At 73.4% G+C, this 21562-nt stretch carries 14 protein-coding genes and 1 pseudogene; 3 read left to right on the forward strand and 12 right to left on the reverse strand.

Going from position 1 to position 21562, the window contains the following annotated elements; translation table 11 throughout:
- Window positions 1-18: 18 nt before the first annotated feature.
- Together ACZ6NC_RS30675 and ACZ6NC_RS30680 are read left to right on the forward strand one after the other, a co-directional pair.
- Window positions 19-390: a YciI family protein gene (locus tag ACZ6NC_RS30675; protein WP_465737105.1), complete on the forward strand. Its 372-nt coding sequence runs from the start codon at window positions 19-21 to the stop codon at window positions 388-390.
- Window positions 387-1631, forward strand: a complete 1245-nt coding sequence (locus ACZ6NC_RS30680) for an RNA polymerase sigma factor (RefSeq protein WP_465737106.1) — start codon at window positions 387-389, stop codon at window positions 1629-1631. The genes ACZ6NC_RS30675 and ACZ6NC_RS30680 overlap by 4 nt, the downstream gene beginning before the upstream one ends.
- Here the strand turns inward: ACZ6NC_RS30680 and ACZ6NC_RS30685 are convergent.
- The gene (locus ACZ6NC_RS30685) at window positions 1613-3229 is read right to left on the reverse strand and encodes an ADP-ribosyltransferase domain-containing protein (protein ID WP_465737107.1); all 1617 of its coding nucleotides are present in this window, start codon (window positions 3227-3229) and stop codon (window positions 1613-1615) included. The genes ACZ6NC_RS30680 and ACZ6NC_RS30685 overlap by 19 nt on opposite strands.
- 290 nt (window positions 3230-3519) lie before the next feature.
- Here ACZ6NC_RS30685 and ACZ6NC_RS30690 point away from each other — a divergent pair, with 290 nt between their 5' ends.
- Entirely contained in the window at window positions 3520-4197 is a 678-nt protein-coding gene (locus ACZ6NC_RS30690) for a macro domain-containing protein (RefSeq protein WP_465737109.1), read from the forward strand.
- Window positions 4198-4319: 122 nt separating this feature from the next.
- Here the strand turns inward: ACZ6NC_RS30690 and ACZ6NC_RS30695 are convergent, their stop codons facing one another.
- The 11 genes and pseudogenes from ACZ6NC_RS30695 to ACZ6NC_RS30745 form a co-directional block, all read right to left on the reverse strand.
- Window positions 4320-5663, reverse strand: coding sequence for a serine hydrolase domain-containing protein (locus ACZ6NC_RS30695; RefSeq protein WP_465737110.1), 1344 nt, complete (start codon window positions 5661-5663; stop codon window positions 4320-4322).
- 228 nt (window positions 5664-5891) lie between these two features.
- Window positions 5892-9779 carry a non-ribosomal peptide synthetase family protein gene (locus ACZ6NC_RS30700; protein ID WP_465737111.1) on the reverse strand — a complete coding sequence of 1296 codons (3888 nt, stop codon included), beginning with the start codon at window positions 9777-9779 and terminating at the stop codon, window positions 5892-5894.
- A 268-nt stretch (window positions 9780-10047) separates the two neighbouring features.
- Complete coding sequence (locus ACZ6NC_RS30705) at window positions 10048-11661, reverse strand: amidohydrolase (protein ID WP_465737112.1); 1614 nt, start codon at window positions 11659-11661, stop codon at window positions 10048-10050.
- 16 nt (window positions 11662-11677) lie between these two features.
- Complete coding sequence (locus ACZ6NC_RS30710; protein WP_465737113.1) at window positions 11678-12535, reverse strand: PaaX family transcriptional regulator; 858 nt, start codon at window positions 12533-12535, stop codon at window positions 11678-11680.
- A gap of 48 nt (window positions 12536-12583) precedes the next feature.
- On the reverse strand, window positions 12584-13450 hold the full coding sequence (locus ACZ6NC_RS30715; RefSeq protein ID WP_465737114.1) for a maleate cis-trans isomerase family protein: 867 nt from the start codon (window positions 13448-13450) through the stop codon (window positions 12584-12586).
- Complete coding sequence (locus ACZ6NC_RS30720; RefSeq protein WP_465737115.1) at window positions 13447-14382, reverse strand: fumarylacetoacetate hydrolase family protein; 936 nt, start codon at window positions 14380-14382, stop codon at window positions 13447-13449. Before ACZ6NC_RS30720 ends, ACZ6NC_RS30715 begins: the two co-directional genes overlap by 4 nt.
- A 10-nt stretch (window positions 14383-14392) precedes the next feature.
- Window positions 14393-15505, reverse strand: a complete 1113-nt coding sequence (locus ACZ6NC_RS30725; RefSeq protein WP_465737116.1) for a cupin domain-containing protein — start codon at window positions 15503-15505, stop codon at window positions 14393-14395.
- Window positions 15502-16485 (reverse strand): carbon-nitrogen hydrolase family protein, encoded by a 984-nt coding sequence (locus ACZ6NC_RS30730; protein ID WP_465737117.1) that lies wholly within the window; start codon window positions 16483-16485, stop codon window positions 15502-15504. The genes ACZ6NC_RS30725 and ACZ6NC_RS30730 overlap by 4 nt, the downstream gene beginning before the upstream one ends.
- Entirely contained in the window at window positions 16482-19109 is a 2628-nt protein-coding gene (locus tag ACZ6NC_RS30735) for an oxidoreductase (RefSeq protein ID WP_465737118.1), read from the reverse strand. Before ACZ6NC_RS30735 ends, ACZ6NC_RS30730 begins: the two co-directional genes overlap by 4 nt.
- Before the next feature lie 56 nt (window positions 19110-19165).
- Entirely contained in the window at window positions 19166-19567 is a 402-nt protein-coding gene (locus ACZ6NC_RS30740) for an acyl-CoA thioesterase (RefSeq protein ID WP_396321300.1), read from the reverse strand.
- Between the two features lie 12 nt (window positions 19568-19579).
- Window positions 19580-21193 (reverse strand): annotated as a pseudogene (locus tag ACZ6NC_RS30745) (AMP-binding protein); the annotation flags it as partial.
- Window positions 21194-21562 lie beyond the last annotated feature (369 nt).

Consider the following 21562-nt stretch of genomic DNA (forward strand, 5'->3'; position numbering starts at 1 on the left):
AACCATGAGGGGTACGAGATGCAGTTCCTGATCAGCATGCACATCAACCCGGCCGTGCTGGACGCGCTGACCGACCAGGAGAAGGCGGCGATCGGCGCCGGTCACGGCAGCTTCATCGAGGCGCTGAAGGCGTCCGGCGAGCTGATCACCACGCAGGCGCTGGTCCACCCGTCGCAGGCCGTCGTGGTGTCCGTACGCAACGGCCAGCCGGTGGTGACCGACGGACCTTTCCTGGAGTCCAAGGAGTACCTGGGCGGCTTCTACCTGGTCGACTGCGAGGACAAGGAGCGGGCGATCGCGCTGGCGGCGCAGATCCCGGACACCGCGATCGAGGGTCTGGGTGTCGAGGTGCGGCAGGTCATGTTCGCCGACGGACAATTGGAGGCATGACAGCACCGGACTTCGAGGACCTGCTGCGTGAGCTCACGCCGCAGGTCCTCGGCACCTTGGTACGCCGGCACGGCCAGTTCGAAGGGTGCGAGGACGCCGTGCAGGAGGCCGTCCTCGCCGCCACCGTGCAGTGGCCGGCCGAGGGAGTGCCGGGCAACCCGCGCGGCTGGCTGGTGACGGTCGCGTCCCGGCGGCTCATCGACCAGATGCGCAGCGACCACGCGCGCCGCGAGCGGGAGTCGGCGACGGCCGCCGAGGTGGTGCCCGCGTCCGTCCCGGACACCGACGACACGCTCGTCCTGCTGTTCCTGTGCTGCCATCCGACGCTGACCGCGGCCTCCCAGACCGCCCTGACGCTGCGGGCGGTCGGCGGCCTGACCACGGCCGAGATCGCCCGCGCGTTCCTGGTGCCGGAGGGCACGATGGCGGCCAGGATCAGCCGGGCCAAGCAGCGCATCAAGGCCGCCGGCAGCTCGTTCGGCCTGCCGGCCGGCGCGGAGCGCGAGGAACGGCTACGGGTCGTCCTGCACGTGCTCTACCTGATCTTCAACGAGGGCTACACCGCCTCCTCGGGCAGCGAGCTGCACCGCGCCGACCTCGCGCACGAGGCGATCCGGCTGGCCCGGACGGTGCACGCACAGCTGCCCGAGGACGGCGAGGTGACCGGGCTGCTCGCGCTGATGCTGCTGACCCACGCCCGCCGGGAGACGCGTACCACGGTGGCCGGCGACCTGGTGCCGCTGGACGAGCAGGACCGCAAGCAGTGGGACGGCGCACTGATCGACGAGGGCGTCGAGCTGGTCAAGGCGTCGCTGGCCGGCCCGGCGCTGGGGCCCTACCAGCTCCAGGCCGCCATCGCCGCCACGCACGCCGCCGCGGCCACCGCCGAGGAGACCAACTGGCCGCAGGTGCACGCCCTCTACCTGATCCTGGAGCGGATCGCACCCAATCCGATGGTCACCCTCAACCGGGCGATCGCGCTCGCCGAGACCGAGGGCCCGCAGGCCGGGCTGGCCCTGCTGTCCACCCTGGACGGCGACGAACGGATGGCCGGGCATCACCGGCTGCTGTCCGTACGGGCGCATCTGCTGGAGCGGACCGGTGACACGGCCGGGGCGTACGAGCACTACCGGCGCGCCGCCAGGGCCACCGCCAGCATCGCCGAGCAACGCCACCTCGAGTCCCGGGCCGTGCGAGCCGGTGGGAGCCCGGCGGAGCGTGGTCAGGACACGAGGGTCTGATCCTCCAGCTCCGTCAGCTTCACGGTGCACAGGCCGCCGCGCTCGGTCCTGACGTCCGTCACCTTGAGCTGTGTGCCCGGCAGGAGGATGAACTCCTCCTCGCCGGTGAACGCGGAGAAGCTGCGGATGCCCACCGCCCGGGCGGGCTGCACCTCGAAGAGCGTCCGCTTGCCGCGGCTGCCGAGGAACCCCCGGGCCACGCCGAGCTCGGACGTGCACGAGGACACGCCCCACCACGTCACGGTCCGCCCGAGCGGGTACTGCGCACGGAGGTCCAGCGACACCCCGCGCCACAACGGCGCCGTGCGGGCGGGCAGTTGCGACACCGCCGAGAACAGCAGCCGCAGATACGGGAGGTAGGGGACGATCCTGGTCCGGTCCGGGGAACGCAGGATGGCGTTGATCTCCCGGTAGAACGCGGACTCGCAGGTGTAGAGGTAGAGGGCGGCGATCGCGTCGGCGGACAGGCCGCCGGCCGCTTCGTCCGCCCGCCGCCTGCCGAACTCGTCCGACCGCACGACGTGCCGGTCGAGCCCGGACAGCAGCTCGGCGACCGGGCCCACGGCCTCGCGGAAGTCCATGAGCGGCGTGTCGAACACACCGGTGATGGCGGGGAGGACGAGCCCCTCGTCCTTGACGCTCGCGAGCCGGTCGAGATAGAGCTGGTGCAGCTCCATGGTGGACGCGATGAACGCGCCCATGCGGTCGGCGGTGTCACTGTCCGTCCCGCCGGTCTCCGCCCCGGTCCTGTTCCACCCCGTGCTCGGAAGCCAGTCGATCTCGTCGGTGCCCAGTGAGGCGAGGGCCGCGTTCACCATGGCGAAGTGGTCGTCGTCGCAGAAGATGTCGCCCTGTGCCGCGGGGTTGGGGTGGTCGATGTGCCGGACCTCGACGTCGGGGTACTTCTTCTGGAGCCGGAGGACGACCTTCTTCAGACTGCGCGCGTGCGCCCCCCACCACGCGAAGACGACGCCACGGTCCTCCTCGTCGGCGTTCTGCTTGGCCCTGAGGATCTCCTCGACGATCCCCTCGGCGACCGGCCGCCAGAACGCGGTGTGCCGGTCGGTCCCGATCGCCCCGTCGGCGCTGGCGGTGAGTGCCGCGTTCAGTAGCAGCACGCCCTGCGTGAGCATCGCCTGGAACCACTCCGGCGGCTGGACGGTGTCCTCCTTCTTCAGGAGTGCCCGTATGTCGGCGATCGGGGTCTTCTTGGGGATGCCGTACTTCCACATCGCCGCCGCCTTGATGATGCACCGGATGCTGACGACCCTGCCGAACTGACTGTCCTTCCAGTCGTGGAAGGTGTTGTCGAACATCGCGATCCCGGTGGCGCTCTCCGGCCGCGGGTACGGGTTCTGACCGAAGATCACGACCTTCCACTTGTGCGGCGCGTTGGGCTTGAGCGCCTGGAAGGTCAGTTCGCGGACGGGGACGACCTCCGGGCCGCGGCCCGGGCCGATGAACGTGGCCGCGTCCGGCTGGGCCTCGATGACCGGCTGCAGCAGCGGGAGCCAGGGCTCACCGCCGCCCTTGAAGAGCTCCGCGAGGGCCAGCGGGTCGTTCGGGTCGGGCGTGGCGGGGTTGGTGGCATCGCTCATGGCGGAGGGCTCCGAACTGTCGAACCGTGCTGATGGGGATGGTCGGCGAGGTGGCCGATTTCCGTGTGGCAGCCCTGGATTGGCGCGCGGAAAATCGGGACGCGGGGCCGGTGGCCGCGGCCTCCCGTCGGCCGACCTCGATCGACCATGAGGATAGGTCAGCCCACCGACAGCGCCCTCGGCACGGGGAGCCGACGGAGCCTCCGGAGCCGGTGCCGCCCGGCCGCAGTGTCAGTGGGGCCCGATAGCGTCGTGATCAGTGAAGGGCAGTGCTTCGAACGGAGTGGACCATGACCGTGAACCGCGTACAGCCGCCGCTGCGAGTGGTGCTGACGGACACCAACACGGCGGTGGTGGAGGCGTGGCGGGCGGCGTTCGCCGACACCCCCGGCATCGAGATCCGTACCGGGTCGATCCTCGACGAGGACGTCGACGCCTGGGTCAGCCCCACCAACTCCCTCGGCCGGATGGACGGCGGCGTCGACGCGGTCATCAAGCGCCACCTCGGAGCCGGCATCCAACTGCGCGTGCAGCGGGCCATCCGCAGCCGGTTCGCGGGGAGCCTCCCGGTGGGGAGCGCGGTGTGCGTCCCGTCCGGTGCGGTCAACCCGAGGTTCCTGATCTCGACGCCGACGATGGAGAGTTCCTCGCAGAACGTGAGCGAGACACTGAACGTGGCCCTGGCGTGCGCCGCCGCGTTCCAGGCCGTCCACCGGCAGAACGGGGAGACCCCGGGCAGCATCACGTCGGTGGCGCTGGTGGGCATGGGCGCCCGGACGGGCCGGGTCCCGGCACGGGTGTGCGCCAACCTGATGTGGACGGGCTACACGCTGTTCAACGACTTCAGCTTCGAGGACGACGACGACCTGCGCAGCACGATCACCGCGCAGCTCGACGGCATCGAGAGCGCACCCGTCGAGCGGCGGATACGCATTGCCCCGCCCAAGCGGCCCGCCTCCCGCCGCTGAGCCGGGCCGCCGGCATCGAGGTGCCCGCCGCGCGGGCGAGCCGGAACGCACGGTGACCGGACCGCCGATCGGGCGCGGTCCGGTCACAGGTGCCGCCGTGCGTCGCAGTCCTCGGCGGAGGTCTACCTCGTCGGGGGGATGAAGTAGACGTGGTCCGGCGTCACGATCTTGGTGATGGCCTGTCCGAGGAGCGTGCTCGGCTCGATGCCCTGGTAGAGGATGTCGGTGTTGAGCACCACCACGAGGGTCGCGTCCAGCTCGGGCAGGTAGAGGGTGAGGCTCTCGTACCCGGGCAGCGAGCCGTTGTGGCCCACCCACCCCTGGACGTCGAAGAGGCCGAGCCCGTAGCCCGCGCCGGGGAGGCCGGCGGGCAGGTACTTGGTGCGCTGCGCCTGGGTCTCGGGTGAGAGCAGCGTGCCGGTCGCGAGGTCCTTGGCCCAGTGCTTGAGGTCCTCCAGGTCGGAGATCATCGCACCGGCGGCCCAGCCCCAGCTGGGGTTCCAGTCCGTGGCGTCCACCGTCGCGCCGTTGGGGGTCTGGTTGGTGTAGCCGTGCGCGTGCGGCGACGGGAACTCGGCCCCTTCGGGGAACACGGTGTGGCGAAGGCCGCTCGGCTCCGTCACCCGGTCGTGGATGAAGTCGGCCAGCGGGATGCCGCTGACCTTCTCGACGACCAGGCCGAGCAGGATGTAGTTGCTGTTGTTGTACAGGAACTGCGTGCCCGGCGCGGCGACGTTGGGGTGCTTGTAGCCGTACGCGAGCAGCTCGTGGGGAGTGAAGGGTTTGGTGGGGTCCGACTCCAGCGCGGTGATGAAGCCCGGGTCCGCGGAGTACGGGAACAGGCCGCTGCGCATCTCGGCAAGGTCGCGGATGGTGATCCGGTCGCCGTCCGGGACGCCGCTCACGTAGGTCGAGATGGGGTCGTCCAGCCCGACCAGTCCGTCGTCGACCAGTTCGAGCACCGCGGTGGCGGTGAAGGTCTTGGTCACGCTGCCGATCCGCGTGAAGAGGTCGTCGGTCATGGGGGCGCCGGTCTTCTTGTCGGCGACGCCGAACGAGCGGACGTACTGGCCCTTCCCCGGCAGCCAGAGCCCGACGGACACACCGGGAACACCCGTCTGGCTCATCGTCTGCTGGATGGCCGCGTCGAGCTTGGCCGCGAGTTCGGGGCTCAGCTCGTCCGGCGCGCAGTCCTCGTCGGAGCTGACGTCGGTGTACCGGCGGTGATCGTCACGGTGGCCGTCGCCGCGGGCGCCGTATTCGTGCCCGTGTCCGTGTCTGTGGCCGTGCCCATGCCTGTGGCCGTGGCCGTGGCGGTGGTCGTGGTCGTGCGCGGCCACCTTGTCGGGCGCAGCCGCGTTCGCGGGTGTCGCCCCCACCGGGAGGAGCCCGGCGACGGCTATCGCAGCCACTGCCAAGCCGCGGTAGGCCGTCGTCTTTCGTCGGTGGGGAAACGATCGGGTCATCTCGAATGTCCTCGTTCCAGGGTTGCGTCGTGTCGAGCTCTTGGTGAGATCGTCAACGCCGAACACCCATCACGACGAGCCTGACGAGCTGTCCGGGTGACAAGGCATCGGATGCTCGTGGGCCGCCCCGCCGGGCGGCCCACGGGCCGGACCCGGAGCTCCGGTGCCCGGCCCGCGGCCCCGGGCCGGAGGTTGACGCGGGTAGATTCCTCCCCCCGGCTCTGCTGCTCAGCCGAGCCGGCGGGTGCGGATGGCGGTGACCAGTTCGGTGATGCCGGGCTCCTTCAGCACGGCGTAGTGGTCACCCGCCAGCTCCACGACGGTGGGCGGCGCGGCGGAGTAGCCGGACCGGCCTTCGATGAAGGAGTAGTCGTCGCCGGCGGCCTTGAAGACGGTGACCGGGGCGTCCAGCCGGCGCTCCGCGAGCTCGTGGAAGCTGTACTCGAATTCGTAGGTCTCCCCGACGATCCGGGTGATCCGGCGGATCGACTCCTCGTCCAGGTCCGGCAGCAGGCGGTGGACGAAGGCGGTGAAGCCGTCCTCGTCGCGGGCCTCGGCGAGGCACGCCGCCAGCCCCGGTCCGCCGATCGAGCCCGCGAAGACCGAGTAGAGGATGGTCACGTAGCCCGGGTTGCGGTACGAGGCCTCGCGCCCGTACAGCTCGCCGTCGGCCCGGCGGACCTCGGGGTTGCCGGGGCAGATCAGCAGCAGGTCCGTCACCCGTTCGCCGGCCTGTTCCAGCCGCCAGGCCGCCTCGAAGGCGACGCGGGCGCCGAAGGAGTACCCCCACAGGGTGTAGGGGCCCTCGGGCTGCACCCGGCGGATCTCGGCCACGTCGGCGGCGGCCGTCTCCTGGACCGTCGGGTACGGCGTCTCACCGGGGTTGATGCCGTGGGCCTGGATGCCGTAGAACGGCCGGCCCGCGGTGCCGGCGAGCAGCCGCAGGTTCATCGGGTAGCCGCCGAGCCCCGGCCAGCAGAACACCGGGTCACCGGTGCCCTCGCGGTGCAGCGGTACCAGCCGGGAGGCGGCGCCGGTGTCGTCGTCGATCCGGCCGGCCAGGTCCGCCAGCCTGGGGCTCTCGAAGAGCACCTGCAGCGGCAGGCGGGTGCCGAACTCCCGGTTGAGCCGGTTGACCAGCGCCACGGCGATCAGCGAGTTCCCGCCGGCACTGAAGAACTCGTCCGTCACGGAGACGTTCTCGTACGCCAGCGCCCGGCCCCAGGCCTCGGCGAGCCGGCGCTCGGTCGGCGTCGACGGCGGGACGAACGGGCCGCCGGTCTCCGCGTTCCTGACCTGCTGACTGGCGGTGAGGGTCGACACATCGACCTTTCCGTTGGCGGTCAGCGGCAGTTCGTCCAGGACCAGCACCCGGTTGGGGAGCATGTAGTCGGGCAGGAAGGTGGCCAGCTCGTCCTTGATGATCTCGGCCGGACCCTTCATGTGGACGGCGTCCTCGCGCATGCCCTCGCTGCGGATCTGTTCCTCGCTCACCTTCCCGCCGAGGAAGAAGTACGAGGGGCCGGACGGGATCCCGCAGGCGGCCAGGATGTCGTCGATCCGCCGGGCGGCCGGCAGCGGGTGCCCGGTCTTCGAGCTGTAGCCGGAGGACATGAACCCGAGGCCGAGGGCGACGCCGTTGCGCTGCAGGCGGTGCAGGGTCGTGCCGAGGCCGATGTACTCCAGCCACGGTTCGTCGGCCCGGCTGATCGCGGTGATGCCGAAGCCGGCCCGCTCGTACACCTGCTGGTTGATCGCGATCACGTGCCTGGCCTGCACCAGCTCGTCCGATATCCGGACCAACTCGCCACCCGCGTACCGGTACTGGCCCGCGGCCAGGCCGTCGACGCCCCCGGCGTGGGCCTGGACGTAGAGCTCGGTGCGGTCGGTCCGCGGGAGGCCGCCGCCGGGGTGGATCTCGAACGTGCCCAGGTAGCCGTCCTCCTCGGCCACGTCCAGCCTGTCCCGGACGGACGGGTCGTGGCCGGCCGGCCTGATGGCCAGCCCGTGTGCGGGCAGCACCTCCTCGAAGACGCCGACCATGTGGCCGGCCTCGAACTCCAGCACCTCCTGGATGTTGTTGCGGTACACCGGTGCGATCGCGCGCCGCTTGCCGAGGAAGTGGACGAGGAGGCCCGGCCCCCCGGCGCCGTCGCCGATCCGCACCAGGGTGTGCTCGACGGGGTGGTAGTAGTAGACGCCGGCGTCCAGCCCGCAGGCGCCGCCGGTCTCCAGGTACAGCTGGGTGGCGTAGAGCGCGCCGGGCGAGGCGTACGCGTACTTCGGCAGCAGCCGTTCCTCGCTGTGGAACTGGCCGAACCACCGCAGGATCGCGCCCAGTCCGGCGAGGCCCGGCTCCGCCGGCACCCGGGCCGGGCGGCCGGCCGCGGGCGTGCCGCCGGCCGCCCTCGGGGCGAGCAGCTCCAGCAGGTCGTCGCGGGTGACCGTGCCGCCCTCGTAGGAGCGGTAGGTCTTGCGGGCGAACGTGTCCCGCCGCTGCCGGCCGGTCTCCCGCCGGCCGGGCAGCTCGACCACCGGCCGGCCGGCCAGCTCCTCGACGTCCCGCACGCCCGGGTTCGACAGCTGGGCCTTCACCTGGAGCTTGCTCGCCTTGGACTGGTGGTGGCTGCCGTGGTTGCCCTGGTCCATCAGGGCCGCCTCCTTGGGGTTCAGCTCGACGCACGCCACCAGGTTCCGGTGGCCCGTGCGAGGGTCGTCGGTGACGACGGCCGCGGCCCGCCGCACCCAGGTGTGCTCCTCGACGGCGAGCGCGATCTCGTCCAGCTCGACCCGGTAGCCGCGCAGCTTGACCTGGTTGTCCACCCGGCCGGAGCACTGGAGGGTGCCGTCCGGGTTCCACTGCGCGAGGTCCCCGGTGCGGTACAGGCGCTCGCCCGGCAGGTGCGGGGACGCGACGAACCGCTCCGCCGTCAGGTCGGGCCGGTTCAGGTAGCCGCGCGCGAGCTGGACGCCGCCGATGTAGAGCTCACCGGTCGCGCCGGGTTCCACCGGCGCCAGCTCCTCGTCGAGGACGAAGCACCGGGTGCGGTCGACCGGCACGCCGATCGGCACCGACCCGGTGTCCTCGCCGACGGTGGCGGCGTCCACCCGGTGGGCGGTCGCGTTGATCGTGCACTCGGTCGGCCCGTACAGGTTGACCAGCGACGCCCAGGGCAGCTCCTCGGTGAGGGCCCGCGCGAGCCGGCGCGACAGCACCTCGCCGCCGGAGTACACCCGCCGCAGCGTGGTGCAGCTGCCCAGCAGCTCGGTGTCCAGCAGCGCCTGGAGCAGGGTCGGTACGCACTGCAGCGTGGTCACGCCGTGCTCCCGGACGGTGGCGATCAGGGCCTCCGGGTCGCGGTAGACCCCCGGCGCGCCCATGACGACCAGCGCGCCGGCGGCCGGCGCCAGGATCTCCCACTGCGCGGCGTCGAAGCTCATCGGCGTCTTCTGCAGCACGGTGGCGTCGGCGCCCAGATGCCCGGCGGCGATCAGCCAGCGCAGCTGGGACACGATGCTCCGGTGCTCGATCATCACGCCCTTGGGCCGGCCGGTGCTGCCCGAGGTGTAGATGACGTACGCCAGCGACTCCGGCCGTGGGCCGGGCGGCGGCCCGCCCGGGCCCTGGCTCTGGTGCGGGAACGGGCGCGCGTCCCCGGCGCCCCGCGCGTCCGGGGCCTCGCGGGCGTCGCCCGGCGTGACGATGAGCGTGCCCCGCGGGGCCAGCTCGGTGAGGCGGGCCCGGAGGTGCTCCTGGGTGACGATCACCCCGGTCCCGCTGTCCTCGATCATGTAGCGGAGCCGGTCCTCGGGGTACTCCGGGGAGAGCGGCAGGTAGGCGGCCCCCGCGCAGAGGATCCCCCAGGCTCCGACCAGCAGCTCCGGTGAGGGCTCGACGTACAGCCCGACGCAGTCGTCGGGCGCCGCGCCGAGGCGGTGCAGGTGGGCGCCCAGCCGGTCGGCGGCCTCCCCGAGCCGCCGGTAGCTGAGGTGTTCGCCGCCGCCGGTCACGGCCGGGGCGTCCGGCCGGGCGGCCACCTGCTGCCGGAGCAGGTCGGGCAGGCAGACGGCGCGGCGGGTGTCGTGGACGGTGGACAGCACGGGCTGTGCAGACATGGTGGAATCCCCAGGGCTGGCTGCGGGTGACGTCGCCCGGCTGAGCGGGCGTGACGTCCACGCTGCGCCACCCGTCGTCCCGGGCGCCTGGGGCACGGGCCGTCTTTCCCGCCCGGCCGTGGCCCGGCCGCGGTCGGGCCTGATCCCGGGGGCCGGTCCGGGGGCCGGCCGGAAGTCCCGGGTGCGGCACCGGACGGCAGGGGTGCCGCACCGCGCGGCAGGGCCACCCGTCCCGGGCACTCCACGGGGCAGGCCGGCCGGGCACCGGTCAGACCCGGTGCACCGTCCGGCCCCCGAGCACCGTGCGGACCGGCCGCAGCCCCGCCAGCTCGTCCGGCGGGCAGTCGAACGGGTCGGCGGGCCAGAGAGTCAGGTCGGCCAGGGCCCCGGGCCGCAGGCTGCCGCGCGTCCCGCTCTCTCCCAGCAGCCGGGCCGCGTCGACCGTGTGCAGCGCGACCGCCTCGGCCCGGGTGATCGCGTGCTCGACACCCTGCGCGCCGGCCACGGTCTGCCGGGTGGTCATGCCCCAGACCGAGACCATCGCACCGTAGGGCCCGACCGGGAAGTCGGAGCCGGCCGCGAGCAGTGCGCCCTCGTCCAGCCACTCGCGCAGCGGGAAGATGCCACGCACCCGCTCGCCGCCCCAGGCCCGGATCTGGGCGGTCGCCGCATCGTGCAGCAGCGGGTGCTGGACCGTGACCGGGATGCCGAGCGCGATCGCACGCGCGCGCTGGTCGGGGCGGGCCAGCCCGCCGTGCTCGACCACCAGGGTGCCCGGGGCCAGGCCGGGGTGATCCTTGATCACCTGCTCGAACACGTCCAGCAGCGTGCGCAGCCCGCGGTCACCCCAGGCGTGGACGCCGACCCGCCAGCCGCGCGCGACCACCCGCTCGACCGCCGCGGCCAGCTCCTGCGGCTCCCAGAGCAGTGTGCCGTGGTAGCACGGGCGGCCTTCGTACGGCTCGTCCAGCGCACCCGCCTCGATGCCGCCGTCGATGCCGAACTTGACGCCCCAGACGCTCAGCCACGCGTCGCCCTCGGCACGCCAGGGCTCCATCGTGTCGAGCAGCTCGTCCACCTGCCCGGGCGTGCGGGCGCCGAAGCCGGAGACCAGCGCCCGCACCCGCACGCTCAGGGCACCGGCCTGCCGGGCCGCCCGCAGCACTTCGAGGTCCTCCACCGGGACGAGACAGTCGCGGACCGTGCCGATCCCGGTCGCGGCGTAGTCGGCGGACGCGGCCCGCAGCCCCTCGATCCGGTCGGCGAGTGCGGGGCGCGGCAGCACCCGTTCGGCCAGCGCGACCGCCTTGTCGACCAGTCGGCCGGTCAGCCGGCCCTGCTCGTCCCGCTCGATCACGCCGCCGGGCGGGGCCTCGGTGTCGGCGGTGATGCCGGCCAGCCGCAGCGCCGGCGTGTTGAGCACCATGTTGTAGGCGCCGCGACGCACCAGCACCGGGTGCTCGTCGGTGGCCGCGTCCAGCTCCTCGGTGCGCGGCAGGCGCTGTTCGGCGAGGTTGACCTCCTGCCAGTTGATCGCGGTGCGGATCCACTGGCCGGGGGGCGTGCCCGCCGCTCGCTCACGGATCAGGCCGAGGAACTCGTCGAGGTCGCGGGCCCGGTGCACCGGGACGTCATGGACGCTGTGCGCGGCGAGGATCAGATGGGTGTGGGTGTCGTCGAAGGCGGGCAGCACGGTCGTGCCGGGCAGGTCCAGCACGTCCGTCCCCGGGCCGATCAGGTGGTCCAGGCCGTCGGCCGCGGGGGACAGCGCTGTGATCCGTTCGCCGGTCACGGCCAAGGCCCGATGCGGCGCCTCGCCGGGGACGAGCGTGTGCACGGCGCCGGACCGGATCAGCAGGTCGGCGGGGGCGTGGTCGGTCACGGCGGTTCCTCCGGCGTTACAGCGGTCGACTGGGGTGCGGGTGCGGTTCGGGCTGCGACAGCCCGGTGAGCTTCTCGACGTGCCGCAGGCCGGGGCCGGCGAGCAGGCCGTGCAGTTCGGTGAAGAGGGCGCGGGCCGCGACGGCGTTCCACTCCGCCGGCAGCAGCGGCTCCGGCAGCCCCGGGTCGAGGTACGGCAGCCGGCGCCACTGGGTGAGCATCGGGACGTACGCGCGGAACGCCTCGACCGCCTCGATCCGCGGGTGCGGGCGAAGGTCGGCGGCCACCTGGCCCCAGGCCTCGGTGAACTCGGCGTACTGCGCCTCGATCGCCGGGAAGTCCCACCAGGAGCCGACCGCCGAGCGCAGTTCGGCGAACCCGGCGTACTCGGAGAGGAAGAGGTGGACGTACGCGCTCAGCCCGAGCCGCTCCAGCAGCCGCCGGGCGTCCGGCAGCACCCGGGCGGGCGCCAGCCACACCCCGGGGGCGGCGTTGCCGAAGCCGAGCCAGCTCAGCCGGGACCGCAGCTGGTGGCGGCTGGCCCGCTCGGACTCGGGCACCGAGAAGACCGCGACCACCCAGCCGTCGGCGAGTTCGGCGGGCCCCAGGCTGTGGAAGATCCGGCGGTCGCCCTCGTCGAAGACCGGGCCCATCGCCGGGCTCAGCCGGTAGCCGGTGCCCTCGCGCCGCTCCTGCAGCAGCGTGCCGGCCTTCTTCAGCCGCGAGATCGCCGACCGGACGGCCGGAGCGTCGACGTCCAGCTCCGCCATCAGGGCGATCAGGTCGGCTATCGAGATCCAGCCGCCGAGCCGGCGGACGAACTCGCCGTAGATCGTGTGGATCAGGGAGCTGGGGCGTGACGTGTTCTCCGGCATGGCGGCCCTCCTCCCGTGTCGGCCTCTCCCGCCGATCGTCCGGCGTGATCATACTGTCGGAGCGCAGCCGAGTGGTCCGGACGGCGGCGCGGCGGGCGGCCGAGGGACGGATGCCGGTGGCCGGGACACCGGCGCGGAACCCCCTCGGGCCGGTGCCGCGCTCTCGGCGTAGGCGCCGGAGAGCAGCGCCCCCGCCCCCGGTGCGAAGGCGGGCAGCCCGAGCGCGCGCAGCAGCTGGTGGACGGTGCAGATCGCCGCCGAGACCACCGGCTTGCCGAGTTGCTGCTCGGCCTCCTCGACGGCCGTCAGCGAGGGCATCTGCACACAGGCGGAGAGCACCACGGCGTCCGCCTCGGCGTGCGCGAGGCGCGCGGCGATCCCGGGCAGCCGGGCCGGGTCGTGGGCGGCGACCGCGAGGTTGTCGGGGATCTCCAGGGCCGCGTGGTCGAGCACCGTGATGCCCTCGTGCGCCAGGTAGTCCACCACCGTCCGGGCGAGCGGGCGGAGGTAGGGCGCGACCAGCGCGACCTTCTTCGCCCCGAGCACGTGCAGCCCGGCCACCAGGGCGCCGGCGCTGGTCACCACCGGCGCCGGCGCGCCGTTCTCGACGGTGCGCCGGTGCAGCCGCTGCTCGGACTCCCGGTGGTAGCCGGGCCCGGTGCTCATGACGGCCACCAGGCAGGCGTAGCCGAGCACGTCGACGCGGGCGTCGGAGAGTTCGAGCGCACAGCGGTCCGAGTCGGCGTCCATCGCGCGCAGTTGCTCGGGGGTGACCTTGGTCATCCGCATCCGGCTGGAGTGGAAGGTGAAGCGTTCGGGGGCGACCGTCTCCCGGGCCCGCAGCAGGGCCGGGACCTCGGTCTCCATGGTGACGTTGGAGCTCGGGACGATCTGGCCGATCCGGTACGTCCTCATGCCCGCGGCCCCTCCTCGTAGCGGGCGATGGCGTCACCGCGGGCGTCGACGACCGGGTTGGCCAGCGTGCCGATCCGCTCGACGGTGGCCTCCACCAGGTCGCCGGGCTGCAGGAACTGAGGCGGCACCAGGCCGGCGCCGACGCCGGACGGCGAGCCGGTGGCGATCACGTCGCCGGGCTCCAGGGTCATGCCCGAGGAGATGTCGGCGATCAGCCGGGCGACGCCGAAGAGCATGTGGCGGGTGTTGGAGTCCTGCTTGGTCACGCCGTTGACCTTGAGCGAGAGGTCGAGGTCCTGCGGGTCGGGGATCTCGTCGGCGGTGACCACGACCGGCCCGAACGGGCAGTAGGAGTCCTGCCCCTTGGAGAAGAACCACTGCCCGGAGCGGCGCTGGTCGCGCGCGCTGACGTCGTTGACGATGCTGTAGCCGAAGACGTGCCGCAGCGCATCGGCCTCGGTGACCCGGCGGGCGGTGCGGCCGATCACCACGGCCAGTTCGCACTCCCAGTCGAGCTGCTTGGTCAGGTCGGCGTTGTGCAGGATCGGCTGCCCGGGGCCGGTGACGGCGGTGGCCGGCTTGCCGAACAGCACCGGACGGTCGGGCAGTTCGCGTTCGGTGTCGAGCGAGCGGTGCGACTCCTCGACGTGCTCGACGTAGTTGAGGCCGACGCCGACGACCTTGCCGGGGCGCAGCGGCGCACAGAGCGTGACCTCGGCGAGCGGCAGCCACGCGTCGGCCGGCACGGCGGCCAGCAGCGCGCGGGCGGTGGCCAGGGCGGGCTCGCCGGCCCGGATCAGCGCGGCCAGGCCGCCGGGCAGGTCGGCGCCGGCGGCGGTGGCGAGCGCTGCCAGGTCGGCCACCCGGTCGCCGGTCCGCGCGCCGAGGCGCGGGGTGTCGCTGCCGCCGGTGCGGTAGCTGAGCAGGTGCATCGAAAGCTCCTTACGAAAGGACGGGCTGGTGGCCGCCGTTGTCCGGGTGCGCCTCCTCGCGGTACATGCCGAGCGAGCGCATCACCGGGAAGTCGTTGAACGAGAAGAGGCAGGCGTCCTCGCCCGGGTCGGCGTTCGCGTGCTCGTGCCAGGCCCAGGAGGGGACCACGAAGATGTCGCCCTGCTGCCACTCGAAGCGCCGCCCGGCGATCACCGAGACGCCGCGGCCCTTGGCCGCCGTGTAGACGACCGAGCCGGTGTGCCGGTGCGCGAGGGTGGCCTGGCCCGGCCGCAGCAGTTGCAGGTGGGCGCTCATGGTCGGCATCACCGAACCGCCGGTGACCGGGTTGGCGTACTCCATGATCACGCCGTCGTACGGGGACCCTTCGCCGGCCCGGGCCAGCCGGCACAGGGCCTCGTAGCTGGGCTCCCAGGGCCAGCCGAGCAGGGGGGAGTACGGGCGGCTCCACTTCTCGACGCCGTACGGCAGCAGGGTGCCGGCGTAGCTGAGCAGCGAGGAGTTCACGACCTCGCCGGGCTGCTGGTAGAGCTCGGGGTGGACCTCGTAGAAGCCCGCGTCGAGCGCGTTGACCAGCGGGATGTCCAGCCCGTCCTGCCAGATCACCGGCTCGTCCGAGTCCTCGTTGCCGTGCTCGTGCCAGGTGTTGTTCGGCGTGATCGCGAAGTCGCGCGGTCCGACCTTGAGTTTCTGGCCGTCCACGATCGTCCAGGCGCCGATGCCCTCGTGCACGAAGCGCAGTGCGGCGGCCTGGTGGCGGTGCGCGGTCATCGCCTCGCCCGGGCCCATGATCTGCAGGCCGGTGTAGAGCAGGCCGACGGCCGCGCTCAGCTCGCGCCGGCCGGGGTTGACCAGCATCACCACCCGCCGCCCGGCATCGTCCGCCCGGACCAGCGGCAGCGCCTTGCGGACCAGCGGCGCGAGGTCCGCGTAGCGCCAGAGCACCGGGACGGACCTGGGCTGCGGGTACCAGGGCTCGATCTCGTTGGCCACCGTCCAGAGCGCGCCCGCCTCCTGCTTGGCCAGCTCCTCGTAGTAGGCGGCGAGTTCGGGGCTGTCCCCGACCCTGGCCCGGCCGAGCCGGGTGTCGTCGTAGTCGTTCACGATTCCTCCTCCTCGGGAGCGCCGGGGAACGTCACCGGCCGGTGCGGGCGGTTGTCGACGTGCAACCGGAAGACGTCGAACCGGTTGTAGTGGCCGACGATGTCGTGCATCTGCTTGGGCTGGACGCACCTGGCGAGGTCGATCTCGGCGTAGACGATGCCCTCCTCGTCGACCAGCGGCTCGGTGACCGGGCGCCCGTCCGGGCCGAAGACGCCGGAGAGCGCGGCGCGCGGGCGGGCGAGCTGTTTGCGCACCTGCTGGTCCTCGCCGGCCACCAGGTCGACGATCTCGGGCGAGATCGTCGAGCAGGACACCACGGTGAACACCTTGCCCTCGAAGCAGTGCGCGGCCGCGCGCAGCGCGATGGCCTCCGCCATGTCGTAGTCCTCGGGCGCGACCGGCAGCGCGATGTAGCTCGCGGCGTGCACCAGTTCGCCCTGGGCGAGCAGGGTGAAGCGGGCCAGCGGGTTGGTGTTCTCGCCGCAGGCGAGCACGCCGAGCGGGCCGACCGGCGTCCGGTGCACCACCAGTGAGCTGCCGTCACCCTGGGCCCAGGTCAGCTTCTCGGCCCAGGTCGGCACGAGCTTGCGGTGCACGCCGAGCAGCCGGCCGTCCGCTCCGATGGTGAGCAGCGTGTTGTAGAGCGTGCCGACGCCGTGCCGGCCGCGCTCGTTGACGCCGATCACCAGCACCACGCCGGCCCGCCGGGCGGCGGCGCACAGCGCCTCCACCTGGGGGCCGGGGACGTCGACCGAGGCGTGGTAGAGGCGTTCGAACCAGGGGGAGCCCTGGAGCGGGTTCATCGTCCAGTTCCAGTACGGGTAGCCGGGGACGAAGACCTCGGGGAAGACCACCAGGGCGGCGCCGTTCGCGGCCGCCTCGGCGATCAGGGCGACGGCCTTGTCGACGGTGGCGTCCGGGTCGAGGTAGACGGGGGCGGCCTGGACGGCGGCGGCGGTGAAGCGGGGCAGGTGGGTCATCCGGCCCTCCCTCGGTTCGGCACGGGTTCGGTGGGCTTCTGCTCGGGGCGCTCGTCGGGCCGGCCTGCCGCCGGCTCCGGCGGCGGGCCGTCGAGGCGGCCGGTGTCCGGGCGGTACGGCGGCAGCCAGCGGCGGTGCACCGGCGCGGCCGCCTCAGGCAGCAGTCGCAGCCGCGGTGCGACCCGGTCCGCGCCGGGCCCCGGCGGCCGGCGGCTGCCCGCCTGCCAGGGCTGCGGCCAGCGCGCCCCCGGACCGGCGTAGCCCTGCTCGGCCGCGGCGTGCAGCGTCCACAGCGGGTCGTACAGCTGGGCGCGGCCGACCGCGACCAGGTCGGCCCGGCCGGCCAGCAGCACCGAGTTGGCGTCGTCGTGGCCGGAGATCGCGCCGACGGCGACGGTCGGGATCCCGGTCGCGTTGCGGATCAGGTCGGCGAACGGCACCTGGTAGCCGCGCCCGTACGGCACCTTCTGGTGCGCGACCACCTCGCCGGTGGAGACGTCCAGCGCGTCCGCTCCGGCGTCGGCCAGCGCCCGGCAGATCGTCACCGCCTCCGCCTCGGTGGTGCCGCCCGGCGCCCAGTCGGCGGCCGAGATCCGTACCACGATCGGCTTTCCGGCCGGCCAGGCGGCCCGCACCGCGGCGAGCACCTCCAGCGCCAGCCGCAACCGGTGCTCCAGCGGGCCGCCGTAGCGGTCGGTGCGGTGGTTGGTCAGCGGCGAGAGGAACCCGGAGACCAGGTGCCCGTGGCCGAACTGCAGCCCCAGGACGTCGAATCCTGCCTGGTCGGCGCGGGCCGCGGCGGCGGCGAAGTCGGCGGCCACGCCGGCCAGTTCCGTCGCGCCGGCCTCGCGCGGCGGCGGCCCCGCCGCGTCCCAGGGCAGGGGAGAGGCGGCAAGCGTCGGCCAGCCGTCCGCGAGCGGGCGCCCGATCCCGTCCGGGCCGGGCACGGTGCTCGCCGCGCGCCGCCCGGCGTGGGTCAGCTGGATGCCCAGCGGGGTGTCGCCGAGCTCCCGGACCGAGCGGACCACCGAGCGCCAGGCCGCCTCCTGGGCGTCCGACCAGAGGCCCGGGCAGCGGTCGGTGGCCCGGCCCTGCGCGCTGACCGCGGTCATGCCGGCGAAGACCAGAGCGGCGCCGCCGAGGGCCTGGGCGGTGAGCTGGGCCCGGTCGAAGCCGCTGGGCAGCCCGTCCACGGCGGTGAAGGTGGCCAGCGGCGGCACCACGATCCGGTTGCGCAGCCGCAGCCGGCCCAGCCGCAGCGGCCGGAACATCGGCGGAACGCCCGTGCTGCCGCCGGAGGTTGCACCGCCGGAGGTTGCACCGTGGGGGATTGCGTCGTGGGAGGCTGCGCTGCCGGAGGTTGCGCTCTGGGAGGCTGCGTTGCCGCCCGCCGCGTTGCCGCCCGCCGTGTCGCCGCCCGCCGTGTCGCCGCCCGCCGTGTCGCCGCCCGCCGCGTCGGCGAATGCCGCGTCGACGGAGTCCACGAAGGCGGCGTCCCGGGCGCGCAGGTTGCCGTAGGTGACCCGGCGGCTGCGGGTGAGGAGGTTGAAGGCGAACTGCCCGGCGCCCTGGCCGGTGTGCCGTCCGACGGTCTCGAACCACTCCAGGCTCGCCTGCGCGGCCCGTTGCGCGGACTCCACCACCGGCCGCCGCTCGCTCTCGTAGGCCGCCAACGCCCCCTCCAGCAGCGGCTGTTCGTGCAGGGCGGCGGCCAGTGCGAGGGCGTCCTCCAGGGCCAGTTTGGTGCCCGACCCGATCGAGAAGTGGGCGGTGTGCGCGGCGTCCCCGAGCAGCACGACGTTGCCGTGGTGCCAGCTCGCGTTGCGCACGGTGGTGAAGCGGATCCAGCGCGAGGCGTTGGGGATCAGCCGGTGCCCGTCCAGGTGCCCGGCGAGCAGCTGCTCGCACCGCCGCACGCTCGCCAGGTCGCTCTCCCCGCGCCCCGGCTCCCGCCCGGCCAGGGCGTCGAAGCCGGCCTTGCGCCACGCCTCCTCGGCGATCTCCACGATGAAGGTCGAGCGCCGGTCGCTGTACGGATAGGCGTGCACCTGAAGGGCGCCGAAGTCGCGCTGCTCCACGATGAAGGTGAAGGCCTCGAAGACCTTGTCGGTGGCGAGCCAGATGTAGCGGCAGTGCCGCTCGTCGAGCTCGGGCCGGAAGGCCTCCGCGAAGGCCGCCCGGGTGGCCGAGCGCACGCCGTCGGCGGCGACCACCAGGTCGTACTCGGCGGCCAGCCGGTCGACCGGCGGCGCGGGCGTGCGGTAGCGCACGTCGACCCCCAGCTCGGCGCAGCGCTGTTGCAGGACGGCGCGCAGCCGGTTGCGGTCCAGTGCCGCGAAGCCGTGCCCGCCGCAGGTGCGCACCTGGCCGGCGTACCGGACGTCGATGTCGCTCCAGCGGGCGAACTCGGCCGACAGGGCGGCGAAGACCTTCGGGTCGGCCCGGGCGATGCCGTCCAGGGTCTCGTCCGAGAAGACCACGCCGAAGCCGAACGCGTCGTCGCGGGCGTCGCGCTCCCATACCGTGATCTCCCGGTGCGGCGCCAACTTCTTGGCCAGCGCGGCGAAGTAGAGCCCGCCGGGCCCGGCGCCGATCACCGCGACCCGCCGCACCCCGCTGCTCACCGGCAGCCCTTCGGCGCCTTCCGGTACCCCTGCGCCTGCCGGTGCCCCTGCGCCGCTCACCGGTACTCCTCCGGCTGCTGCGGCCCGGACTCGGCGAGCGCCCGGCGTACCTCGGCGGGCCAGGGTTCGGCGCCCTTGGCCTGCGCGGCGGCGTGCACCACCGACATCCGCCCGGCGGCGGCCAGGCCCTGCGGGCCGTGCACCTCGAAGGCGTAGTGCAGCGAGGAGCCGCCGACCCGCAGGACCCGCAGCTCGGTGCGGACCGGATCGCCGAACCAGAGGCGTTCGCGGTAGTCGGCCTCGAAGTGCACCCGTGGGATCCGGCCGAACAGCCCGGCCAGCCCGAGCCGGCGCAGCAGCACCGCCTCGGCCGCCTCGACCCAGCGCTGCACCGCCGAGAAGTGGTAGTGCCCGGCCGCGTCGGTGTCGGACCACTCCACCCGCCGCCCCACCGCCACGCTGGCCGGCCGCGCGGACGCCCGGCGGCGCAGCTCGGCCCGGTGCAGCTTGCCCGTCGCGGTGCGGGGCAGTTCGGTGACGAACTCGACCTCGCGCGGGTACTTGTACGGCGCGATCGTCCGCTTGACGTGCTCCTGGAGCTCCCGCACCGTCTCCGGCCCCGCCGCCACGCCCTCGCGCAGCACCACGTACGCCTTGACGACGCTGCCCCGCCGCTCGTCGGGCGCGCCGACCACCGCGCTGTCCAGCACGTCGGGGTGGCCGGCCAGCACCTGTTCGACCTCGGGCCCGGCGATGTTGTAGCCGGCCGAGACGATCATGTCGTCGGTGCGCGCCTGGTACCAGAAGTACCCGTCGCCGTCGCGGACATAGGTGTCGCCGGTGAGGTTCCAGCCGTTGCGGACGTAGCCGAGCTGGCGCTCGTCGCGCAGGTAGCGGCACCCGGTCGGGCCCTTGACGGCGAGCAGGCCCGGCCGGCCGTCGGGTACCGGCGTGCCGTCCGCGTCGAGCACTGCGGCCCGGTAGCCGGGGACGGGCCGCCCGGTCGCGCCGGGGCGGATGTCACCGTCGGCGGCGGAGATGAACACGTGTAGCAGCTCGGTGGCGCCTATTCCGTCGACCAGCCGCTGCCCGGTGGCGGCGTGGAAGGCCTGCCAGACGGAGGCCGGCAGGTGCTCGCCGGCCGAGACACAGCGCCGCACGCCGGCCAGCCGGTCGGCCAGCCCGGCGGCTAGGATCGCCCGGTAGGCGGTCGGCGCGGTGAACAGCACGCTGACCCGGTGCCGGGCGACCTGCTCGGCGAGCTCCTCCGGGCCGGTCTGCTCCAGCAGCAGCGTGGCGGCCCCGGCCCGCAACGGGAAGACCACCAGCCCGCCGAGGCCGAAGGTGAAGGCGAGCGGCGGAGTGCCGGCGAAGAGGTCGTCGGGGGTGGGGCGAAGCACGTGCCGGGAGAAGGTGTCGGCGTTGGCCAGGACGTCGCGGTGGAAGTGGAGGGTCGCCTTGGGCCGGCCGGTGGTGCCGGAGGTGAAGGCGATCAGCGCCACGTCGTCGGCGGCGGTGGGTACGGCGGTGAAGCGGCCGCGCCGCGCGGCGCAGCGGGCGGTCAGGTCGTCCGGTCCGGGACCGCCGTAGGCCAGGACGGTCAGGCCGGGCGTGGTGGCCCGTGCCAGCTCGGCCAGGTTGCGGTGGTCGCACAGCGCCGCGACCGGCAGGCTGATCTCGTGCATCGCGGTCAGCTCGGGTGCCCGCAGCAACGGCATGGTGGTGACCGCCACCATGCCGGCCTTCAGCACGCCGAGCCAGCACGCCACCAGCCAGGGGGTGTTGGGGCCGCGGAGCAGTACCCGGTTGCCGGTGGTCAGGCCGAGGTCCTCGGTCAGGACCCTGGCCACCGCGTCCGCGTGCTCGCGCAGTTCGCCGTAGCTCCACTGCTCCGTCGGGGTGAGCAGGCAGCGCCGGTCGGGGCCCAGGCGCTCGATCGTCTCGTCGAGCAGCGCGTGCGCGCAGTTGAGCCGGTCCGGATAGGCCAGCTCGGGCAGTTCGAAGAGAAACTCCGGCCACTGGTCGAGCGGCGGGAGGCTGTCGCGGCAGAACGTGTCCAGATGCGCTGAGGGTGTGAGCTCCATATGGCGGCACCTCTTCGGCGAGCGGGGAGTGAGGCCAGTATGGCGCTCTGCTGACGCCAGTCAAGAGAGCGATACATACACCCGGGTGGTGGCGAACGCGCGTGCGCGGCGGCCCTCGCGATGACCGGCCGGGCCGCGACACCCACTGAATATGACCCTGGCATGCCAAAGCGAGGGAACGAGATCACCGGAGGGGGATCGTGTGAGTGCCGGCACCGGGTCACGGTCCTGGGCAAGGCGCCAGGCCAGGACCCGGGCGTCGACGATCGACTGGGCGCAGCGGCTCTACGAGGACGGTTTCTCAGCGCCCCGCTTGAGCGGCCACCACCCTTGGTGGCCGCGGCGCGGAGGCGCCGGACGGCGCGCCGG

Source organism: Kitasatospora sp. NPDC041988, assembly GCF_055588525.1.

Bases quoted from the DNA above. Each gene is read 5' to 3' on its own strand.
- ACZ6NC_RS30675 (WP_465737105.1), top strand. From the start codon at position 19: ATGCAGTTCCTGATCAGCATGCACATCAACCCGGCCGTGCTGGACGCG.
- ACZ6NC_RS30680 (WP_465737106.1), top strand. From the start codon at position 387: ATGACAGCACCGGACTTCGAGGACCTGCTGCGTGAGCTCACGCCGCAG.
- ACZ6NC_RS30685 (WP_465737107.1), bottom strand. From the start codon at position 3,229: ATGAGCGATGCCACCAACCCCGCCACGCCCGACCCGAACGACCCGCTG.
- ACZ6NC_RS30690 (WP_465737109.1), top strand. From the start codon at position 3,520: ATGACCGTGAACCGCGTACAGCCGCCGCTGCGAGTGGTGCTGACGGAC.
- ACZ6NC_RS30695 (WP_465737110.1), bottom strand. From the start codon at position 5,663: ATGACCCGATCGTTTCCCCACCGACGAAAGACGACGGCCTACCGCGGC.
- ACZ6NC_RS30700 (WP_465737111.1), bottom strand. From the start codon at position 9,779: ATGTCTGCACAGCCCGTGCTGTCCACCGTCCACGACACCCGCCGCGCC.
- ACZ6NC_RS30710 (WP_465737113.1), bottom strand. From the start codon at position 12,535: ATGCCGGAGAACACGTCACGCCCCAGCTCCCTGATCCACACGATCTAC.
- ACZ6NC_RS30715 (WP_465737114.1), bottom strand. From the start codon at position 13,450: ATGAGGACGTACCGGATCGGCCAGATCGTCCCGAGCTCCAACGTCACC.
- ACZ6NC_RS30720 (WP_465737115.1), bottom strand. From the start codon at position 14,382: ATGCACCTGCTCAGCTACCGCACCGGCGGCAGCGACACCCCGCGCCTC.
- ACZ6NC_RS30730 (WP_465737117.1), bottom strand. From the start codon at position 16,485: ATGACCCACCTGCCCCGCTTCACCGCCGCCGCCGTCCAGGCCGCCCCC.